The sequence below is a fragment of the Arthrobacter glycogeni genome (assembly GCF_054511155.1).
The window spans coordinates 61,102-77,482 of record NZ_JBTNDE010000004.1; the positions used below are offsets into that span (position 1 = coordinate 61,102).

The 16,381-nt window shown below is 65.3% G+C and carries 16 protein-coding genes; 5 read left to right on the plus strand and 11 right to left on the minus strand.

From position 1 onward, the window contains the following. Positions 1 to 69: 69 nt before the first annotated feature. Genes ACX80O_RS03990 through ACX80O_RS04000 form a run of 3 tightly spaced genes read right to left on the minus strand, consistent with a single transcriptional unit; the run spans position 70 to position 3,462 of the window. Positions 70 to 921, minus strand: a complete 852-nt coding sequence (locus ACX80O_RS03990) for a transglutaminase family protein (protein WP_459307326.1) — start codon at positions 919 to 921, stop codon at positions 70 to 72. Then, a complete protein-coding gene (locus ACX80O_RS03995; RefSeq protein ID WP_459307327.1) occupies positions 918 to 1,844 on the minus strand; it encodes an alpha-E domain-containing protein in 927 nt (308 codons plus the stop codon). The genes ACX80O_RS03990 and ACX80O_RS03995 overlap by 4 nt, the downstream gene beginning before the upstream one ends. Continuing rightward, the gene (locus ACX80O_RS04000) at positions 1,837 to 3,462 is read right to left on the minus strand and encodes a circularly permuted type 2 ATP-grasp protein (RefSeq protein WP_459332615.1); all 1,626 of its coding nucleotides are present in this window, start codon (positions 3,460 to 3,462) and stop codon (positions 1,837 to 1,839) included. The genes ACX80O_RS03995 and ACX80O_RS04000 overlap by 8 nt, the downstream gene beginning before the upstream one ends. Before the next feature lie 227 nt (positions 3,463 to 3,689). Between ACX80O_RS04000 and pepN the strand changes: the two genes are divergently transcribed. Further along, positions 3,690 to 6,293 carry an aminopeptidase N gene (gene pepN / locus ACX80O_RS04005; protein ID WP_459332616.1) on the plus strand — a complete coding sequence of 868 codons (2,604 nt, stop codon included), beginning with the start codon at positions 3,690 to 3,692 and terminating at the stop codon, positions 6,291 to 6,293. 18 nt (positions 6,294 to 6,311) lie between these two features. Here the strand turns inward: pepN and lplAB are convergent, their stop codons facing one another. The 5 genes from lplAB to ACX80O_RS04030 all read right to left on the minus strand — a co-directional run bounded on the left by lplAB (position 6,312) and on the right by ACX80O_RS04030 (position 10,275). Further along, positions 6,312 to 7,388, minus strand: coding sequence for a lipoate-protein ligase LplAB (gene lplAB / locus ACX80O_RS04010; RefSeq protein ID WP_459332617.1), 1,077 nt, complete (start codon positions 7,386 to 7,388; stop codon positions 6,312 to 6,314). A gap of 102 nt (positions 7,389 to 7,490) precedes the next feature. Next, the gene (locus tag ACX80O_RS04015; RefSeq protein WP_459307331.1) at positions 7,491 to 7,745 is read right to left on the minus strand and encodes a type B 50S ribosomal protein L31; all 255 of its coding nucleotides are present in this window, start codon (positions 7,743 to 7,745) and stop codon (positions 7,491 to 7,493) included. A 137-nt stretch (positions 7,746 to 7,882) separates the two neighbouring features. Then, positions 7,883 to 8,689, minus strand: coding sequence for a TrmH family RNA methyltransferase (locus ACX80O_RS04020; RefSeq protein ID WP_459307332.1), 807 nt, complete (start codon positions 8,687 to 8,689; stop codon positions 7,883 to 7,885). After that, positions 8,686 to 9,465: a sulfite exporter TauE/SafE family protein gene (locus ACX80O_RS04025; RefSeq protein ID WP_459307333.1), complete on the minus strand. Its 780-nt coding sequence runs from the start codon at positions 9,463 to 9,465 to the stop codon at positions 8,686 to 8,688. The genes ACX80O_RS04020 and ACX80O_RS04025 overlap by 4 nt, the downstream gene beginning before the upstream one ends. A gap of 18 nt (positions 9,466 to 9,483) precedes the next feature. Further along, a complete protein-coding gene (locus tag ACX80O_RS04030; protein WP_459332618.1) occupies positions 9,484 to 10,275 on the minus strand; it encodes an ABC transporter ATP-binding protein in 792 nt (263 codons plus the stop codon). A 206-nt stretch (positions 10,276 to 10,481) separates the two neighbouring features. Between ACX80O_RS04030 and serB the strand changes: the two genes are divergently transcribed. After that, positions 10,482 to 11,363: a phosphoserine phosphatase SerB gene (serB, locus tag ACX80O_RS04035; RefSeq protein WP_459307335.1), complete on the plus strand. Its 882-nt coding sequence runs from the start codon at positions 10,482 to 10,484 to the stop codon at positions 11,361 to 11,363. Positions 11,364 to 11,403: 40 nt separating this feature from the next. On the opposite strand, the gene ACX80O_RS04040 is transcribed toward serB, so the two are convergent. Then, a complete protein-coding gene (locus ACX80O_RS04040) occupies positions 11,404 to 12,147 on the minus strand; it encodes an SDR family oxidoreductase (RefSeq protein WP_459332619.1) in 744 nt (247 codons plus the stop codon). Between the two features lie 65 nt (positions 12,148 to 12,212). Continuing rightward, positions 12,213 to 12,950, minus strand: a complete 738-nt coding sequence (locus tag ACX80O_RS04045; protein ID WP_459307337.1) for a beta-ketoacyl-ACP reductase — start codon at positions 12,948 to 12,950, stop codon at positions 12,213 to 12,215. 134 nt (positions 12,951 to 13,084) lie between these two features. On the opposite strand from ACX80O_RS04045, the gene ACX80O_RS04050 reads away from it, so the two are divergent. Genes ACX80O_RS04050 through ACX80O_RS04060 form a run of 3 tightly spaced genes read left to right on the plus strand, consistent with a single transcriptional unit; the run spans position 13,085 to position 14,664 of the window. Beyond that, entirely contained in the window at positions 13,085 to 13,558 is a 474-nt protein-coding gene (locus ACX80O_RS04050; protein WP_459332620.1) for a DUF3099 domain-containing protein, read from the plus strand. Continuing rightward, positions 13,555 to 13,827 (plus strand): hypothetical protein, encoded by a 273-nt coding sequence (locus ACX80O_RS04055; protein ID WP_459307339.1) that lies wholly within the window; start codon positions 13,555 to 13,557, stop codon positions 13,825 to 13,827. Before ACX80O_RS04050 ends, ACX80O_RS04055 begins: the two co-directional genes overlap by 4 nt. Beyond that, the gene (locus ACX80O_RS04060) at positions 13,828 to 14,664 is read left to right on the plus strand and encodes an SURF1 family cytochrome oxidase biogenesis protein (protein ID WP_459332621.1); all 837 of its coding nucleotides are present in this window, start codon (positions 13,828 to 13,830) and stop codon (positions 14,662 to 14,664) included. It abuts the gene before it with no gap. On the opposite strand, the gene ACX80O_RS04065 is transcribed toward ACX80O_RS04060, so the two are convergent. Beyond that, positions 14,661 to 16,259, minus strand: coding sequence for an ABC-F family ATP-binding cassette domain-containing protein (locus tag ACX80O_RS04065; protein ID WP_116777768.1), 1,599 nt, complete (start codon positions 16,257 to 16,259; stop codon positions 14,661 to 14,663). The genes ACX80O_RS04060 and ACX80O_RS04065 overlap by 4 nt on opposite strands. Between the last annotated feature and the right edge of the window lie 122 nt (positions 16,260 to 16,381).

Below are 16,381 nucleotides of genomic sequence, written 5' to 3' on the forward strand. Positions count from 1 at the left end.
AAGCCTTAACGACATCCGCGGATATCCGCGGAGGCGCGCCTTAAACCACCCGAATAGATCAGCAGCGTCCTAGGCGACGCGGGTGATCTCGACCTTGACGTTGAGCGTCGACCCGCCGCCGCCGGACAAAATGCCCTTCAGCGGCGAAACGTCCTTGTAATCTCGTCCGCGGGCCACCGACACGTGGAAATCGCTGACCGGTCCGCTGTTGGTCGGGTCCCAGCCGCGCCACTCGCCGTCCCACCACTCCACCCAGGCGTGCGACTGTCCGGCGACGGTCTCCCCGATGCCAGCGCTGCTGCGTGGATGCAGGTACCCGGAGATGTAGCGGGCCGGGATGCCGATGCTACGGAACGCGCCGATAGCGAGATGTGCGAGGTCCTGGCAGACCCCCTTACGCGTGTCCCAGGCCTCCCGCGCATTGGTTTGCACCCCGGTGACACCCTGCACATAGGACATCTCTTCCTTAATCCAGTCGAAGATCGCGTGCACTGCCTGATGAGGATTGCAGTCGGTCGCCAGCTGCAGCGCTCTGGCGCTGACCTCCGGGTCGGGGTCGGTCAAGCTGGTCTGTGGGAGCCAGTCCCCAAACTCGTTGATGACGTCGTCGGACCCCAGCCGTTCCCAGGTCACCACTTCTTCCTCTGCCGTGATGCGCTCGATCCGGCTCACCTCAACCGTGGTGACCGCAGTGACCTCGAGTGCCTCGTGGGCGCTTTGCATATCGAAAGCCGTGACCCGGGTCCCCCAATAGTCGCGGTACGTCGAGACGGCAGCGCTCGACGGCGACACCTTCAGCGTCGATTCCAACACCACCTGCTGAGGATCGGTCAGTGGGGTCATACGTGCTTCGTTGTAGGACAGGGCGACCTTGCGCACGTAGTTGTAGCCAGTGCGATGGGTTATGAGCAGGCGGGTCATGAAAGTTCTCCCACCCAGGCCAGTTCGTCAGCCTGGGAAAAGTAGGTGCGTGAGATCGCGTCGGAAGCCTGCGCACAGGCCTTCTGGACGCGTTCCATGTGCTCGGGCAACTCGGCCATCAGATCGTCGGTCTGGTGGAACTCAAGGAACGTCCTGGCCTGCCCCACAATGCGGCTCGCATCGTTGATGAACCCGACCCTGCGATACGCAGGGTTGAGGTTAATCAGGCACTTCTCGGCGTCGCTGAGAGCGTACACAATCGAGCGGGGGAACAACCGGTCCAGCAGCAGGAACTCTGCCGCCTGCTGGTCCCCGAACGATGCCCTGCGGGTGCGCAAAAAGGACTCGTACGCGCCGGCGCAACGCAGCATGTTGACCCAGGACATGCCAGCAGCGTGCACGTCGTGGGTGGAGAGCATGCGCGCAGTCATGTCGGCCCGCTCGAGGCTGCGGCCCAGCACCAGGAACTGCCAGCTCTCGTCATGGCTCATCGTGGTGTCCGACAACCCACGGATCATTGCCGTGCGTTCAACCACCCAGTGGCAGAACCGGTAGGTGCCCACCACATCCTTCCGGTGCTGGGTCAGGCCGTACCACGTCGTATTGAGGCTCTCCCAGACGCTGCCGGACACAGTCTCCCGTGCCCGTCGGGCGTTCTCCCGTGCCGCGCCCAAAGCGCCGGCGATCGAGGTGGTACTGGTCCTGTCGTAGGCCAGCGACTGCAACAGGTCAGACAATTCAAGCTCTTCGCCGTCTGCCCGGCTGCCCATGACGCCCAGCAACTGACGGGACACGTCCCGCTGTTCGGCCCGCGGCATCTGGTTCAGACGCTCCAGGTGGACGTCGAGAATACGGGCGGTCCCATCAGCCCGCTCCACGTAGCGACCAATCCAGAACAGCGATTCGGCGATCCGGCTAAGCATCGACTGTCTCCTCTCCATGATTCGGGCGGCCAGCCCCGGCTAGACAATCGGCAGACCCCAGTTGTTGCTGTTGCTGTTCAGGTTGCCGGTCCTGCCACCCGGACTCAATCGGCCAGACCCGCTCCTGAACCGGCCGTCGAACGGTGTCGATCACCGGACGCACCGGCGCCTGGTTCTGTTCGTCGACCACCCAGGTGTCCTTGGATCCGCCGCCTTGGCTCGAATTGACAATCAGCGACCCCTCCTTCATGGCCACCCGGGTCAGACCGCCGGGGAGCACCCAGACATCGTCGCCGTCGTTCACGGCGAACGGGCGCAGGTCCACATGGCGAGGGCTGAACTGCCCGACGGACATGGTGGGAACCGTTGACAACTGCAGGACGGGCTGGGCAATCCAGCCGCGGGGATCAGTGATAATCCGCTCCCGCAGCGCGTCCAACTCGTCCTTCGACGCGTCGGGGCCGATGACCAGACCCTTGCCGCCGGAGCCGTCCACCGGTTTGACTACCAGCTCATCCAGCCGGTCCAGTACCTCTTCGCGGGCAGCCGGATCCTCCAGCCGGTAGGTGTCAACATTGGCGATGATGGGTTCTTCGGCGAGGTAGTACCGAATCAGGTCGGGGACGTAGGTGTAGACCAGTTTGTCGTCGGCCACCCCGTTGCCCAGCGCATTGGCGATGGTGACTGTGCCGGCGCGGGCCGCGTTGACCAGCCCGGGACAGCCGAGCATTGAATCAGCGCGGAAGTGCAGGGGATCGAGGAATTCGTCGTCGATCCGCTTGTAGATGACGTCGACGCGCTGTTCGCCAGCGGTGGTGCGCATGTAGACGCGGTTGCCGCGGCAAATCAGGTCGCGGCCCTCCACCAACTCAACGCCCATCAAGCCCGCAAGCAGCGTGTGTTCGAAGTAGGCGGAGTTGAACACGCCGGGGGTAAGGACCACCACGGTTGGGTCTTCAGCCGACGACGGCGCCGTCTTGCGGAGCGCTGCAAGGAGCCGCCGCGGGTACTCCTCGACCGGCCGGATGTGCTGCTGCCCGAAGGCCTCGGGCAGCCCCTTGGCCATGGCTCGCCGGTTCTCCAGCACGTAGCTCACCCCGCTCGGGACGCGGACGTTGTCTTCGAGGACCCGGAACGTGCCCTCCTGGTCTCGGACGACGTCGATCCCTGAGATGTGGACCCGTACCCCGCCTGCGGGGTCGAAGCCCGACACCTGCCGGTGGAAGTGGGCACTGGAGGTGATGAGGCGGCGGGGAATGACTCCGTCGGCCACCACTGACATCTTGTCGTAGACGTCGTTGAGGAAGGCTTCAAGCGCGCGAACCCGCTGCGTGACCCCCTGCTCGAGAACCTGCCAGTCGGTGCCGGAGATGACGCGCGGCACAATGTCCAACGGGAACGGCCGCTCCTCCCCCGCATAGTCGAACGTGACTCCGCGATCGAGGAAGGTGCGGGCCATTGAATCGGCGCGGGCAGTGACATCGGCGAGGTTCAGTTCGTCGAGGGCGGCGGCCACCTGGCTATACTCGCTGCGGGCCAGTTGGCCGGGAGCGAACATTTCGTCGAACGCGGGGGTTCGGCTGGCTGCTGCTGCATAATCTTCGAAGAGGTCGGACATGGCCTCAACATTGCCACGGATTTCCTCTATTACATATTGTGCAGTAGGTCACATGACGGGCCCGATTCTGCGACCCGGCAAGGCATTGCGATCCGGCAGCGCGGAGAGAGTCGCTGGGCGAGCTTGTGTCGCGGCGGACTGCCCGGACCATCGCTTGCGATCAGGGGTAGGAGTCGATCGACCCCAGCAGGGGCACCGTCGGTCAGCCGTGATTGAATGACCGGGTGATGAACGAAAATCTCCGCCGCGATGAAGCGGCCCACCGGTCCACTCTCCTGAGCGTCGACAGCTACGAGGTCCACCTGGACCTGAGCACCGCCGCTGACCCCGACACCGCCGGGTTCCGGTCCCGATCGACGGTCAGGTTCGCCTGCGCCGAGCCGGGTAGCGAAACCTTCATGGACTTCATCGCCGGGACAGTCCACGCGGTTAACCTCAACGGCAGCGACCTGGACCCGGCCGTCGTCGTCGACGGCGCACGGATCACCCTCCCGGGGCTGGCCGCGGACAACACCGTCACCGTCACGGGTACGGCACTTTATAGCCGGAGCGGCGAGGGCATGCACCGCTTCACAGATCCCGCCGACGGCGAGACCTATCTCTACACGCAGTACGAACCGGCCGACGCCCGCCGGGTATTCGCCAACTTTGAGCAGCCCGATCTCAAGGCGGCCTTCACCTTCTCCGTCAGCGCGCCCGGCGAATGGACAGTCGCCTCTAACGGCGCCGAAACCGCACGGGACACCGCCGGGGACGGCATCGCGGTGTGGCACTTCGCCCCGACCGAGCGGATCTCCACCTACATCACCACGATCCTCGCCGGCCCGTACTTCACTGCAGCCGACCACTGGACTGGGACCATGTCGGACGGCTCAACCCTTGAGGTGCCACTCGGACTGTATTGCAGGGCGTCCCTGGCCGGCTCGTTCGACACGGACACCATCTTCGACGTCACGAAACAAGGCCTCGACTACTTTCACTCTCGGTTCGACTACCCGTACCCGTTCGGCAAATATGAGCAGGCGTTCGTCCCCGAATACAACCTCGGCGCGATGGAAAACCCGGGCCTGGTGACCTTCACCGAAGCCTACATTTTCCGGTCCAAGGCCACCCACGACCAGTACGAGGCCCGCGCCAACACCATCCTCCACGAGATGGCCCACATGTGGTTCGGCGATCTGGTCACGATGTTCTGGTGGGACGACCTGTGGCTCAAGGAATCCTTCGCCGACTACATGGGCGCGCTGGCCGTCGCCGAGGCCACCGGTTCGGCCATCTCCTGGGTGAGCTTCGCCAACCGGCGGAAGGCCTGGGCTTATCTGCAGGACCAACTGCCGTCCACCCACCCAATCACCGCTGACATCGTCGACCTTGAGGCCGCCAAACAGAACTTCGACGGCATCACCTACGCCAAGGGTGCCTCGGTCCTGAAGCAGCTGGTGGCTTACGCCGGCAGCGAGGCGTTCTTCGCCGCGGCCCGGGCCTACTTCGCCACCCATGCCTTCGGCAATACCCGGCTGTCCGACCTCCTCTCGGCGCTCACCGCTGCGACCGGCCAGGACATGGCCGGCTGGGCCCGGCAATGGCTACAGACCTCGGGCGTGCCCTTGTTGGGCGCCGAGGTGGAGGTCGACGGCGACGGCGCCTACCGCTCGGTGCTCATCCGCCAGAACGCCATCGACCCAGTCACCGGCGAGTCGGCACTCCGCCCACACCAGCTGCGGCTGGGACTATTTAGCCTCAGCGACGGCGCACTGGTGCGCACCGGGATGGTCGAGGTCCGGGTGGACGGAGACCTGACGGCCGTCCCGGAGCTGGTCGGCACCGCCCAGCCCGATCTGCTCCTCATCAACGACGACGACCTGACCTACGCGAAGATCAGCTTCGACGACCGGTCCCTGACCACCCTGCTGGCCAGCGTGGGCCGCCTCGACGAGCCGCTGGCGCGCGCTGTCTGCCAGGCCGCACTGTGGTCGAATACCCGCGACGCGGCCTTATCCGCTGTGGACTATATGGGTGCGGTGCAACTCGCAGCGCCACTGGAAGCCGGTGTCGGAGCCCTGCAGGTGATGCTCCGGAACGCCCACTATGCGGTCGAACACTACGCGGCTGCGGGAGCGCGTGCCGGGCTGCGGGAGCACCTGTTCGGTTTCGTGGTGGACGGACTGCACGCCGCCGAACCCGCCTCCGACCTGCAGCTGGTCTGGGCTCGGGCGGCAGCGGCCCTGGGCCTGCACAGCGACACCTATGTCGGGCTGTTCCGAGACCTGCTCGACGGTCAGGAGGCGACGGTCCCCGGGCTTGCCGTGGATGCCGAGCTGCGCTGGCTCCTGTGGCAGGCCCTGGCCGCGCAGGGCAAGGCGGCGGGGCCCGAACTTGAAGCGGAACTGGGCCGCGACCGCACCGCCGCAGGCAAAACGGGTTTCACCAGGGCGTCCACCTCGGTGCCGGACCCGGCCATCAAGGAGAAAGCGTGGCGGGAGGCAGTGTTCGACACCCGGTTGTCCAACGAGCTGCTCTCAGCGACGATCGCCGGTTTCGTGGAGGGCCCCAGCGACCTGCGGGACCCCTATGTGGACCCCTACTTCGCTGAAATCGGACGGGTCTGGGACACGCTGGGCATCGAAATGGCCAGCCGGATTGTGCGTGGCCTGTTTCCCGGCTCGCAGGATCTGACGCCCGGCCTACCGGCCCGTAAGCACCGGGTGGTGTTGGCCGCCGACGCCTGGCTCGCAACCCACAGTTCTTCTCCGTCGGCCCTGCGCCGGATTGTCGTCGAGGAACGCGACCACCTGCTGCGGTCCTTGAATGCCCAGGAAAAGCACTCCTGAAAACCCGGCAGACGGTTTCTAGGTCACCCGGTACAGCCACTCAGAGGTGCCGAACTTCTCCTCGACCAGCCGCTCGGCACGTGCCAGCTCGTCGTCGGTGAACGTCGAATCGCGTGCTCCGTACTTCGCCCGGAAGGTGTCAATCATGACCTTGATGATGTCCTCCCGGGACCGGCCGGTCTGGCGGCGGAGCGGGTCAACCCGTTTTTTCGCGCTCCGGGTGCCCTTGTCGGATAGTTTTTCCTTGCCGATGCGCAGCACCTGGAGCATCTTGTCGGCGTCGATGTCGTAGGACATGGTGACGTGGTGCAACATGCCGCCGTTGCTCAGCCGCTTCTGGGCGGCACCGCCAATCTTGCCGACGTCGGTCGCGATGTCGTTGAGCGGCTGATACCAGGCCTCGATCCCAAGGGTTCGCAACGCGTCCATCACCCAGGCGTCAAGGAATGGATATGACTCGGCGAAGCTCAAGGAGTCCACCAGCGTCTGCGGCAGGTATAGGGAGTAGGTGATGGCGTTGCCGTGCTCCATGAACATGGCTCCGCCGCCGCTGATCCGCCGGACCACTGTCACCCCATGCCGTGCCACGCCGCCGGGGTCGACCTCGTTACGCATCGACTGGAAACTCCCAATCACCACCGACGGCGATTCCCACTCCCAGAACCGCAGCGTGGGATTGCGGCGCCCATCACCCACATCCCGGGTCAGCACCTCATCCATCGCCACATGCATCTCGGTGGACAGCGGGGTAGGCCCAATGATGTCCCATTCGTGGTCGGCCCACCCGGTGGCCAGCCCGAGGGCCCGGCGGAGGGCCGTAGCCACCGCCTCCGGCGAGAAACCAAACAGCTGTGCTGCCGGATCCAGGCCCTGCGCGACGGCGGCAGTCAGCTCGCCGTGCGAGGCACCAGCGGGGAGCCCCTCCAAAGCCGCGTCAATGTCATCGAGCGCCTCGTCGGGTTCAAGGAAAAAATCGCCGTTGATGGACACGCCGGTCAGTGCGCCGTCAATGACCTCGAAGTCCGCCGCGACCAGCTTGCCGCCGGGCACCTTGTACTCACCGTGTAGGGGTCCGACAGGTGGCTGGCTGGTCATGGGGAGCACTCCTTGAACGGCTGGAAAGTGGGGTGAACGAAAAATGGCCCGGACCACCGAAGCGGTCCGGACCCATCCGGCAGACCAGTCTGCTGTCGGCAGTTACTTCTTGCCGAAGCCCTTGAAGCGGGCGTTGAAGCGCTCCACGCGGCCAGCGGAGTCCATGATCCGCTGCTTGCCGGTGTAGAAAGGGTGCGACTCGGAGGAGATTTCGACCTCGACCAGTGGGTAGGTGTTGCCGTCTTCCCATTCAATGGTCTTCTTGGAGGTCACGGTGGACCTGGTCAGGAATGACTTCTCGGACGCGAGGTCACGGAAAACGACCGCTGAGTACTTGGGGTGGGTATCAGACTTCACAGTGTTACCTTCGTTAGTTGCCTGGATTTGGCCAGGCACAAGGGGGTTGAATACGTTGGCTGGCCCTGGGACCAGCTACCTACTCTACCGCACGTGAGGCCGCCGGGGCCAAAGCACTACAGGCGTGCGTGGCTCGCCTAGCGCGGGCGGCATTCCCAGAACGCGACGGCGCTGGCGGCCGCCACATTGAGCGAGTCGACGCCCGCCCGCATGGGGATCTGCACGCTGTGGTCGGCGACGTCGAGGCTCGCCTGGGAGAGGCCGTCCCCCTCGGTCCCGAGGACCAGCGCGAGCCGGTCGTGGCGTGCCGCGCTGAGCTTGTCAAGGTTGATGGTCTGCTCCCCGAGTGCCAGGCCCGCCACCACAAACCCGGCCCGCTGCAGGTCGCCCAACGGGGCAGGCCATTCGGTCAACCTGACCCAGGGCACCTGAAAGACGGCTCCCATGCTCACGCGGATGGCCCGGCGATAGAGCGGGTCGGCGCAGCGGGGGCTGATCACTACGGCGTCGACTCCCAGTGCCGCGGCGGACCGGAAGATGGCGCCCAGGTTGGTGTGGTCGACGATGTCCTCGAGGACGGCGATACGGTGGGCGCCGGACAGTACGTCGTCGAGGGCCAGGGGCTGTGGACGGTCCATCGCGGCCAATGCTCCGCGGTGCAGATGGAAACCGGTGATGTGCTCGAGGATCTGCTCCGTTCCGATGAACGCCGGAACGTCGGGGAACCGGTCCACGAGGTCCTGCAGGTCCGGTAGCCACTTGTCGGTCAGGAAGAAGGACCGAGGTGTGTGACCGGCGTCGATCGCCCGGCGGAGCACTTTGGTGCTTTCGGCGATGTAGAGCCCCTCCGCGGGCTCTTTCCGCCGTCGCAACTGAGTGTCGGTGAGGGACGTGTAATCCGACACCCGTGGATCGGCCGGGTCGGTCAGGCGGTTGATGCTCATCCGGTGACCAGCCGTGCAACCATAATGTAGAGGGCCACCAGGCCCAGCGCAACGATGATGGAGCGCAGAATCACTGGTCGTAGCCGGCGCCCGATCAGGGCGCCCAGGAAGCCTCCGATGAGCGAGCTGACGGCGATGAGCAAGACCACCCACCAGTTGATCCGGTCAAAGGCGAAAAGCATGTAGGAGATGCCGGCCACCACGTTCACCGCGAGTACCAACAGATTCTTGACGGCGGTGGCGTTCTGGATGGTGCCGTGCAGGAAGATGCCGAGGATACCTACCAGCAGGATGCCCTGCGCCGCCACGAAGTAGCCGCCGTACACGCCTGCCAGATACACCAGGATGGTGAGCCCCACCGGGTGGGATCCGCTGGATCCTCTCAGCTTCGCGCGCAGGAGGACCCTGCGTTGCAGTGTCGGCTGGAAGATCACAAAGCCCAAGGCAATGATGATCAGGATTGGCGCCGCAAGTTCGAAGACCTGCTCGGGTAAATTCAGCAGCAGGGCGGCTCCAGTGATGCCGCCCAGAACCGATGCGGGCAGCAACTTGAGGATGGTTGAGCGGAGACCAGTGAGTTCGCGCCGGTACCCCCAGGTTCCCGAGACGCCGCCAGCGATCAGGCCCATCGCGTTGCTGATCGTCGCGGTGACCGGGGCGAACCCCAGCGCCAGGAGGACCGGAAAGGTGACGAGGGTCCCCGAGCCGACAATCGTGTTGATGGCACCGGCCCACAGGCCGGCCACGAAAATCAGGGCGCCCTGGAGCAGATCCACGGGCAGGTTCCCCGGCCGTTACGCGCGGGAGCGGGCGACCGCGGTGTAGCGGCCGCCCTGCTGGCGAACGTCGAGGGGGACGTCAAAGGCTGCGCTGAGGTGTTCCTCCGTGAAGACCGTCTCGATCGGGCCGGACGCTACCACCCCGCCGTCGCGCAGCAGCATGGCGTGGGTGAATCCCGGCGGCACTTCTTCGAGGTGGTGGGTCACCAGAATCATGACCGGTGATTCCTCGTCCTGGGCCAGGGCAGCGAGCCGGGTAATCAGGTCTTCCCGGCCGGCCAGGTCGAGCCCGGCGCCGGGCTCGTCGAGAAGCAGCAGCTCGGGATCGGTCATCAGGGCGCGGGCGATCTGGACCCGCTTGCGTTCGCCCTCACTCAGAGAGGAGAACGGACGGTTCATGAAAGTCGACATGCCCCAGGCGTCAAGCAAAGCCAGCGCCCGCCGGGCGTCCTGCTTCTCATACTGTTCACGCCACCGGCCGGTCACACCATAGGAAGCGGTAATGACCACGTTCAGCACAGTTTCCTGCTCGGGGATCTGGGCGGCGAGGGCGGCTGAGGCGAGCCCGATGCGGGGCCGCAGCTCGAAGACGTCAACAGCGCCGAGCACTTCGTCAAGGATCCCGGCGACACCTTGGGTGGGGTGAATGCGGGCTCCGGCGACCTGCAGCAGAGTGGTTTTTCCTGCACCGTTGGGGCCCATGATCACCCAGCGTTCGCCGTCCTTGACCTGCCAGTCCACACTGTCCAGCAGCGTCTTGCCGCCCCGGACGAGGCTTACCCCAGCTAACTCAAGAACATCACTCATAGCACTAGACATTAGGCCAATTGCGGTGGCAAACGCGAAACGGTGGTGGTCCGGCGCGCGGGCGGGCGGCGGCGGGCCGGGACAGCAGGCGGGCCGGCGTCCTGCGCTACCCGGGGAACAATTTCGGGGCCCGGCCGTTGCCCGGCAATAATGGCTGAGAGGCGCTGACCGCTGCGGTCTGCGACGAATGGTGAAAGTGGAGGAATATGCCCAGGGAATTCGGTGTCGTCAGTTACGGTGTGCAGCTCCCCGATGATTTCCTGATCGCTGTCCAGGGCGCCGTCCAGAACACCGGTGCCGAGATCATCGAACTGGAAAACTCTGGCGCCCCGCGGTTTCAGGCGTCCACAGTGTTCGTCTCCTTCGACGGCAGTGCCGACGACCTGCGGAACGCGGTGCAGCCCCACCTGACGCGGGACCTGAGCTGCGCCGTCGTCCCTCCCCCGCTGGTGGGCAGGGGACGGAAGTTGCTGATCATGGACGTGGATTCCACGCTGATCCGCCAGGAAGTCATCGAGTTGCTGGCCGCCCACGCCGGCAAGGAGGCTGAGGTGGCGGCGGTCACCGGCGCGGCGATGCGGGGTGAAATTGACTTCGCGCAGAGCCTCAGGTCCCGGGTGGCAGTACTCAAAGGGCTGCCTGTTGGCGTCCTGGCCGAGGTGGGGGCAACGATTGAGCTCAGCGACGGCGCCGAGGACCTGGTGAGTGCCTACCTGGCTGCCGGTCACGCGGTCGCAGCGGTTTCGGGCGGCTTCGCCCAACTGCTGGATCCGCTCGCCGCACAACTCGGCCTAACCTATGCCGAGGCGAACCTGCTGGGAGTCAGCAGCGGGCACCTTACCGGGGAGGTGGTCGGTCCGGTCGTGGACCGCGCGGCGAAGGAACGCTCGCTCCGCCGCTGGGCCGCGGCGGCGGGAGTCCCGATGGAGCGGACGATCGCCGTCGGCGACGGCGCCAATGACCTCGACATGCTCGGGGCAGCTGGGCTCGGGGTGGCGTTCAACGCGAAGCCGGCGGTGCGTGAGGCAGCCGACGTCGCCGTCGACCTACCCTTCCTGGACGTCGTGAAGCACTTCATCCGCCACTAGCCCCAAAACCGATCATGAGATCCGGGGGTGCCCGGGCAGGCTACTTCGTGAAGTACTCGTAACCGCCGACATACTCGGTGTGCCCGCTCGGAACGTCCGCAGTGGCCATCTTCGCGATCTCGGCGGCGAACTCGGCGACCGAGTACAGGCGCCCCGCCTGCTCGCGACGCGCTTCGATGGCGCCGGGGGTAGCCCGGTCCAGCAGCGTCGCGGTCACGGTTCCCTCGATCATGTCACCCGACACCACGACGAGCGTGATGCCCTTGGCCTCCAGTTCCGGGAGGAGCTCGCGGAGGGCGTCCTCGCCGGCCCGCTTGCTGCGGGCCACCGCCTCGTAGGCTTCCATGGTGGGAACGGTGTTGATGAAGTGTGCCTGGTGGCTGGTGATGAAGACCACGCGGGACCCCGCAGGCATCACCTCCACCGCCGCATTCAGCATGGTGACCTGCGCATCGCGGTTCAGCTTCAGCGCGTAATCCTCCTCGACGCCCGACTCCATGCCTCCCGACGCGTTCAGGACCAACAGGCCCAGACCACCGAACGTATCCACCGCGGCCTGGATCAGTGCGGCTGCCCCTTCCGCGGTGGTCAGGTCGGCGCCGACGGCGACGGCCTTCCCTCCTGCAGCCTCAATCCCCGCCACCACCTTCGCGGCGCGGGGAGCCTTCTGACGGTAGTTGACCACGACGGCGGCACCCTGGTCGGCGAGCAGTTTCGCGACGTCGGCCCCGATTCCGCGTGATGATCCGGTGACGATTGCGGTTGTGCCATCCAGCGCAGCCATGGGGGTACTCCTCTAAGTCGGTGAACTCTTGGTGGTGAAAGCTAGTGATACCGGTCGGTGTGCGCTTAGTGGCCCATTCCGAGGCCGCCATCGATGGGGATGATCGCCCCGGAGATGTAGGCGGCGTCGTCGCTCGCAATCCACCGCACCACGTTGGCCACCTCGGTGGGTTCGGCGAACCGGCGGGCGGGGATGGTGGCAAGGTAGTTTTTGCGGGTGTCCTCGGGCAGTTCGGCAGTCATGTCCGTGTTGATGAAGCCCGGCGCCACCACGTTGGCGGTGATTCCCCGGGAGCCGAGCTCGCGGGTGAGCGACCTGGCGATGCCGATCAGGCCCGCCTTGGACGCCGAGTAGTTGATCTGGCCTGGCGCCCCGTACAGCCCGGTGACCGATGAAATCAGCACGACGCGGCCCTTGCGGAGCCGGATCATTCCCTTCGATGCCCGCTTGATCACGCGGAACGCGCCGGTAAGGTTCGTGTCGATGACGTCGGTGAAGTCGGATTCGCTCATCCTGAGCAGAAGGGTGTCGCGGGTCATGCCGGCATTGGCGACCAGTACCTCGACCGGACCGTGGGCTTCCTCCACGGCAGTGAACGCGGCGTCGACCTGCTCTTCGCTCGTCACGTCGGCTTTCACCCCAAGGAGGCCCTCGGGGACCTCTCCGCCGCGGTAGGTGATGGCCACCCGATCACCGTTGTCCACAAACGCACGCGCAATGGCAAGGCCGATGCCGCGGTTGCCTCCGGTTACCAAAACACTGCGTCCCTGCTGGGCCTCTGCCACGGATTCCTCCAGAATCATTGCTTCAACTATCCCTGCCGATCCTAGCTGGCACCCGCTGAACTGCACCAATGCCGCAGGGAACCTTCGGGGTCTCCCAGGCTTTTAACAACTAGGTCACTGAGTGACACAATGGAGAGGTCCCTTGGAGTGTGATGAGCAAGCAGATCCGGCACAACGCAGACGTACACAGCATTACCGATGCACGAAATCCGCACAGCGATGAAATCCGCGGGCGGATGATCAAGTATTCGATTTCGATGGGCATCAGGCTGGTGTGCATCATCCTGGTGTTTTTCGTCGAGGGCTGGCTGCAGTGGGTCATGATTGCCGGCGCCGTGGTGCTCCCCTATTTCGCGGTCATCTTCGCCAATGGCGGGTCCGACACCAGCGATCTGCCGCACAGCCAATCCCTGATCGATAACGTGCCGGTCCCCGCGCTGGAGTCGCCGAAACCGGCGGAATCACCGGAGCCCGTCGACGATGTGCTGCAGGGCGAAATTATTAACGACGACGACGACGTCGTCGTCCACGGTAGCGACATAGATCACGACATTCATCTGAGCGTCAACCACGACAGCGTCAATCACGACAGCGTCAACCAAGACAGAGGGCTACCCACCGCATGAACCTCCTCGACCAGTTGCAGCAGCTCAACCCTGCCTCTCCTGAGCCGACCGGCCGACCGGCCGACGCCGTCTGCTCCCGCAAGGCCTGCAGGGTGCCCGCCAGCTGGCAGCTGCTCTGGAACAACCCCAAAATCCACACCCCCGACCGCCGGAAGGTGTGGGTCGCCTGCGGGGAGCACCGCGACTGGCTGGAAGACTATCTCCAGACCCGAGGCCTGTGGAAGGAAACCCTTCCCCTCCCGGCTGAGGCAGCAGGGAATACCGTCTAGATGTACCGCTTTCTCTTCTCGCCCCGCTGGTTGGGTTGGCTGGCGCTGGTCGTCCTTCTGGCAGCGGCGTGCAGCGCCTTGGGCCTGTGGCAGCTGGACCGCCGCGACCAGCTCGCCGAAACGATCGAACGGATCGAAGCCAACTACGACCAGCCAGCACCACCGTACGACCCCGGCTCAGCAGACTTCAGATCGTTTGACCCCGCCAAGGAATGGCAGCCCGTCGAGCTGACCGGCACGTATGACACGGCCAATCAACTGGTGGTCCGCAACCGCCCCTTCAGCGGACGGCCCGGCTATGAGGTGCTGGTGCCGCTCCAGCTGGCGGACGGGTCCGCGGTGATCATCAACCGCGGGTGGCTTCCCATCGGCAACAACGAGGCGGGGCGCCCTGACGCGTTCCCCCAGCCGCCGACCGGCGAAGTTACGGTGACCGCCCGGATCAAGCCCGGCGAGCCGCAACTGGACCGCGGCGCACCGGAGGGGCAGATCGCATCCATCAATCTCGACCGGTACGCGGAAGTTGTCGACTATGAGGTGCAGACCGGCGCCTACGGCCTGATGTCAGCCGAAAGCCCAGCACCCGCCACCTCGCCGCGGATCTTCCCCCGGCCGTCGCTGGACGCCGGACCGCACCTGTCCTACTCGATGCAATGGTTCGCTTTCGGCGGTTTGCTGTTCGTCGGCTTCGGCTACGCCGCCCGGCAGCAGCAGCGCGCCGACGAGGAAGAAGCCGCAGAAGCCAATGGAATCGTCCCGACGGCGCCCGCCCGCAGGCGGCGGCGGCCCACCGCCGAGGAAGAGGAAGACGCCTACCTCGACGCGCGGGGCTTCTAGGCCATCGTGACTAGGTCGAGGTAGTCGTCGCTCCACAGGTCCTCGACGCCGTCCGGCAGGAGCACCACCCGTTCAGGGTTAAGCGCCTCGACGGCCCCCTCATCGTGGCTCACGAGGACGACGGCGCCACTGTAGTTGCGCAGCGCCCCGAGGATCTCGGCCCGGCTGGCAGGGTCGAGGTTGTTGGTTGGTTCGTCGAGCAGCAGCACATTGGCTGAGGACGCGACGATCGTTGCTAGGGCCAGACGGGTCTTCTCGCCACCGGAGAGCACCCCGGCGGGCTTGTCGACGTCGTCGCCGGTGAACAGGAAGGACCCGAGGACGCCGCGCACTTCGGCGTCCTTCATGTCCGGCGCGGAGGAGCGCATGTTCTCAAGGACGGTCCGCTCGGTGTCGAGGGTTTCGTGCTCCTGGGCGTAGTAGCCCACCTTCAGGCCATGCCCGGGGATGACTTCGCCCGTGTCAGGCTTGTCGACGCCGGCGAGCATCCGCAGCAGGGTGGTCTTCCCCGCACCGTTCAGTCCAAGGATCACTACCTTCGATCCACGGTCGATGGCAAGGTCAACGTCGGTGAAGATTTCCAGTGACCCGTAGGACTTGCTGAGCCCCTCGGCGGTCATCGGAGTCTTGCCGCACGGTGAGGGCTCGGGGAACCGCAGGGCGGCGACGCGGTCCTGCGCACGGACCGCCTCGAGACCACCGAGCAGCCGCTCAGCGCGCTTCGCCATGTTCTGCGCGGCCACTGCCTTGGTGGCCTTGGCGCGCATCTTGTTGGCCTGGTCCATCAGGACCTGGGCCTTCTTCTCGGTGTTCGCGCGCTCCCGCTTCCGCGCACGCTCATCGGTTTCCCGCTGCTGCAGGTACCGTTTCCAGCCGATGTTGTAAATGTCGATGGTGGCGCGGTTGGCGTCCAGGTGGAACACCTTGTTCACCGTAGCCTCGAGCAGGTCCACATCGTGACTGATCACGATCAGACCGCCCTGGTGATTCTTCAGGAATTCGCGCAACCAGGTGATGGAGTCGGCGTCGAGGTGGTTGGTCGGCTCGTCGAGGAGCATCGTCTCAGCGCCGGAGTACAGGATGCGTGCGAGCTCGACGCGTCGCCGCTGGCCACCGGAGAGGGTGGACAGCGGCTGGTTGAGGATGCGGTCTGGCAGGGCCAGGTTCGAGGAAATGGCGGCTGCCTCGGCTTCCGCAGCATACCCGCCGTGGGCGAGGAACTCGGCCTCGATCCGGTCGTAGCGCGCCATGGCCTTATCCCGCACCGAGTTGTTCTCGCTCGCCATGTCCTCCTGGGCGGCGCGGAGCTTGGTGACGACGACGTCGAGGTTCCGGGCGGACAGGATCCGGTCCCGGGCAAGCTGCTCCATGTTCGGCGTCCGCGGGTCCTGCGGAAGGTACCCGATCTCGCCCTTCCGGGTGACGGAGCCGCCGGCGGGGAGCCCCTCGCCAGCCAGGACACGGGTCAGCGTGGTCTTACCGGCGCCGTTGCGTCCCACCAGCCCAATCTTGTCCCCGCGGTCAACACGGAATGACACCGCATCCATAAGCAGGCGCGCTCCCGCGCGCAGCTCTAAGTTCGAAACGGTAATCAATTACGTGGCCTTTCAATGGAACGGATCCGCATCATCGGGTGGTCGCTGGGTACCTAAATTTGTAGGAAACCTACAAGAGAAATAGATACCGGGGGCACTAATCTCAGTAAGTGACGGCACAC

Excerpts from the sequence above, each read along its gene's own strand:
- ACX80O_RS03990 (WP_459307326.1), bottom strand. The coding sequence starts at position 921 with ATGACCCGCCTGCTCATAACCCATCGCACTGGCTACAACTACGTGCGC.
- ACX80O_RS03995 (WP_459307327.1), bottom strand. The coding sequence starts at position 1,844 with ATGCTTAGCCGGATCGCCGAATCGCTGTTCTGGATTGGTCGCTACGTG.
- ACX80O_RS04000 (WP_459332615.1), bottom strand. The coding sequence starts at position 3,462 with ATGTCCGACCTCTTCGAAGATTATGCAGCAGCAGCCAGCCGAACCCCC.
- pepN (WP_459332616.1), top strand. The coding sequence starts at position 3,690 with ATGAACGAAAATCTCCGCCGCGATGAAGCGGCCCACCGGTCCACTCTC.
- lplAB (WP_459332617.1), bottom strand. The coding sequence starts at position 7,388 with ATGACCAGCCAGCCACCTGTCGGACCCCTACACGGTGAGTACAAGGTG.
- ACX80O_RS04020 (WP_459307332.1), bottom strand. The coding sequence starts at position 8,689 with ATGAGCATCAACCGCCTGACCGACCCGGCCGATCCACGGGTGTCGGAT.
- ACX80O_RS04030 (WP_459332618.1), bottom strand. The coding sequence starts at position 10,275 with ATGAGTGATGTTCTTGAGTTAGCTGGGGTAAGCCTCGTCCGGGGCGGC.
- serB (WP_459307335.1), top strand. The coding sequence starts at position 10,482 with ATGCCCAGGGAATTCGGTGTCGTCAGTTACGGTGTGCAGCTCCCCGAT.
- ACX80O_RS04040 (WP_459332619.1), bottom strand. The coding sequence starts at position 12,147 with ATGGCTGCGCTGGATGGCACAACCGCAATCGTCACCGGATCATCACGC.
- ACX80O_RS04045 (WP_459307337.1), bottom strand. The coding sequence starts at position 12,950 with ATGATTCTGGAGGAATCCGTGGCAGAGGCCCAGCAGGGACGCAGTGTT.
- ACX80O_RS04050 (WP_459332620.1), top strand. The coding sequence starts at position 13,085 with ATGAGCAAGCAGATCCGGCACAACGCAGACGTACACAGCATTACCGAT.
- ACX80O_RS04055 (WP_459307339.1), top strand. The coding sequence starts at position 13,555 with ATGAACCTCCTCGACCAGTTGCAGCAGCTCAACCCTGCCTCTCCTGAG.
- ACX80O_RS04060 (WP_459332621.1), top strand. The coding sequence starts at position 13,828 with ATGTACCGCTTTCTCTTCTCGCCCCGCTGGTTGGGTTGGCTGGCGCTG.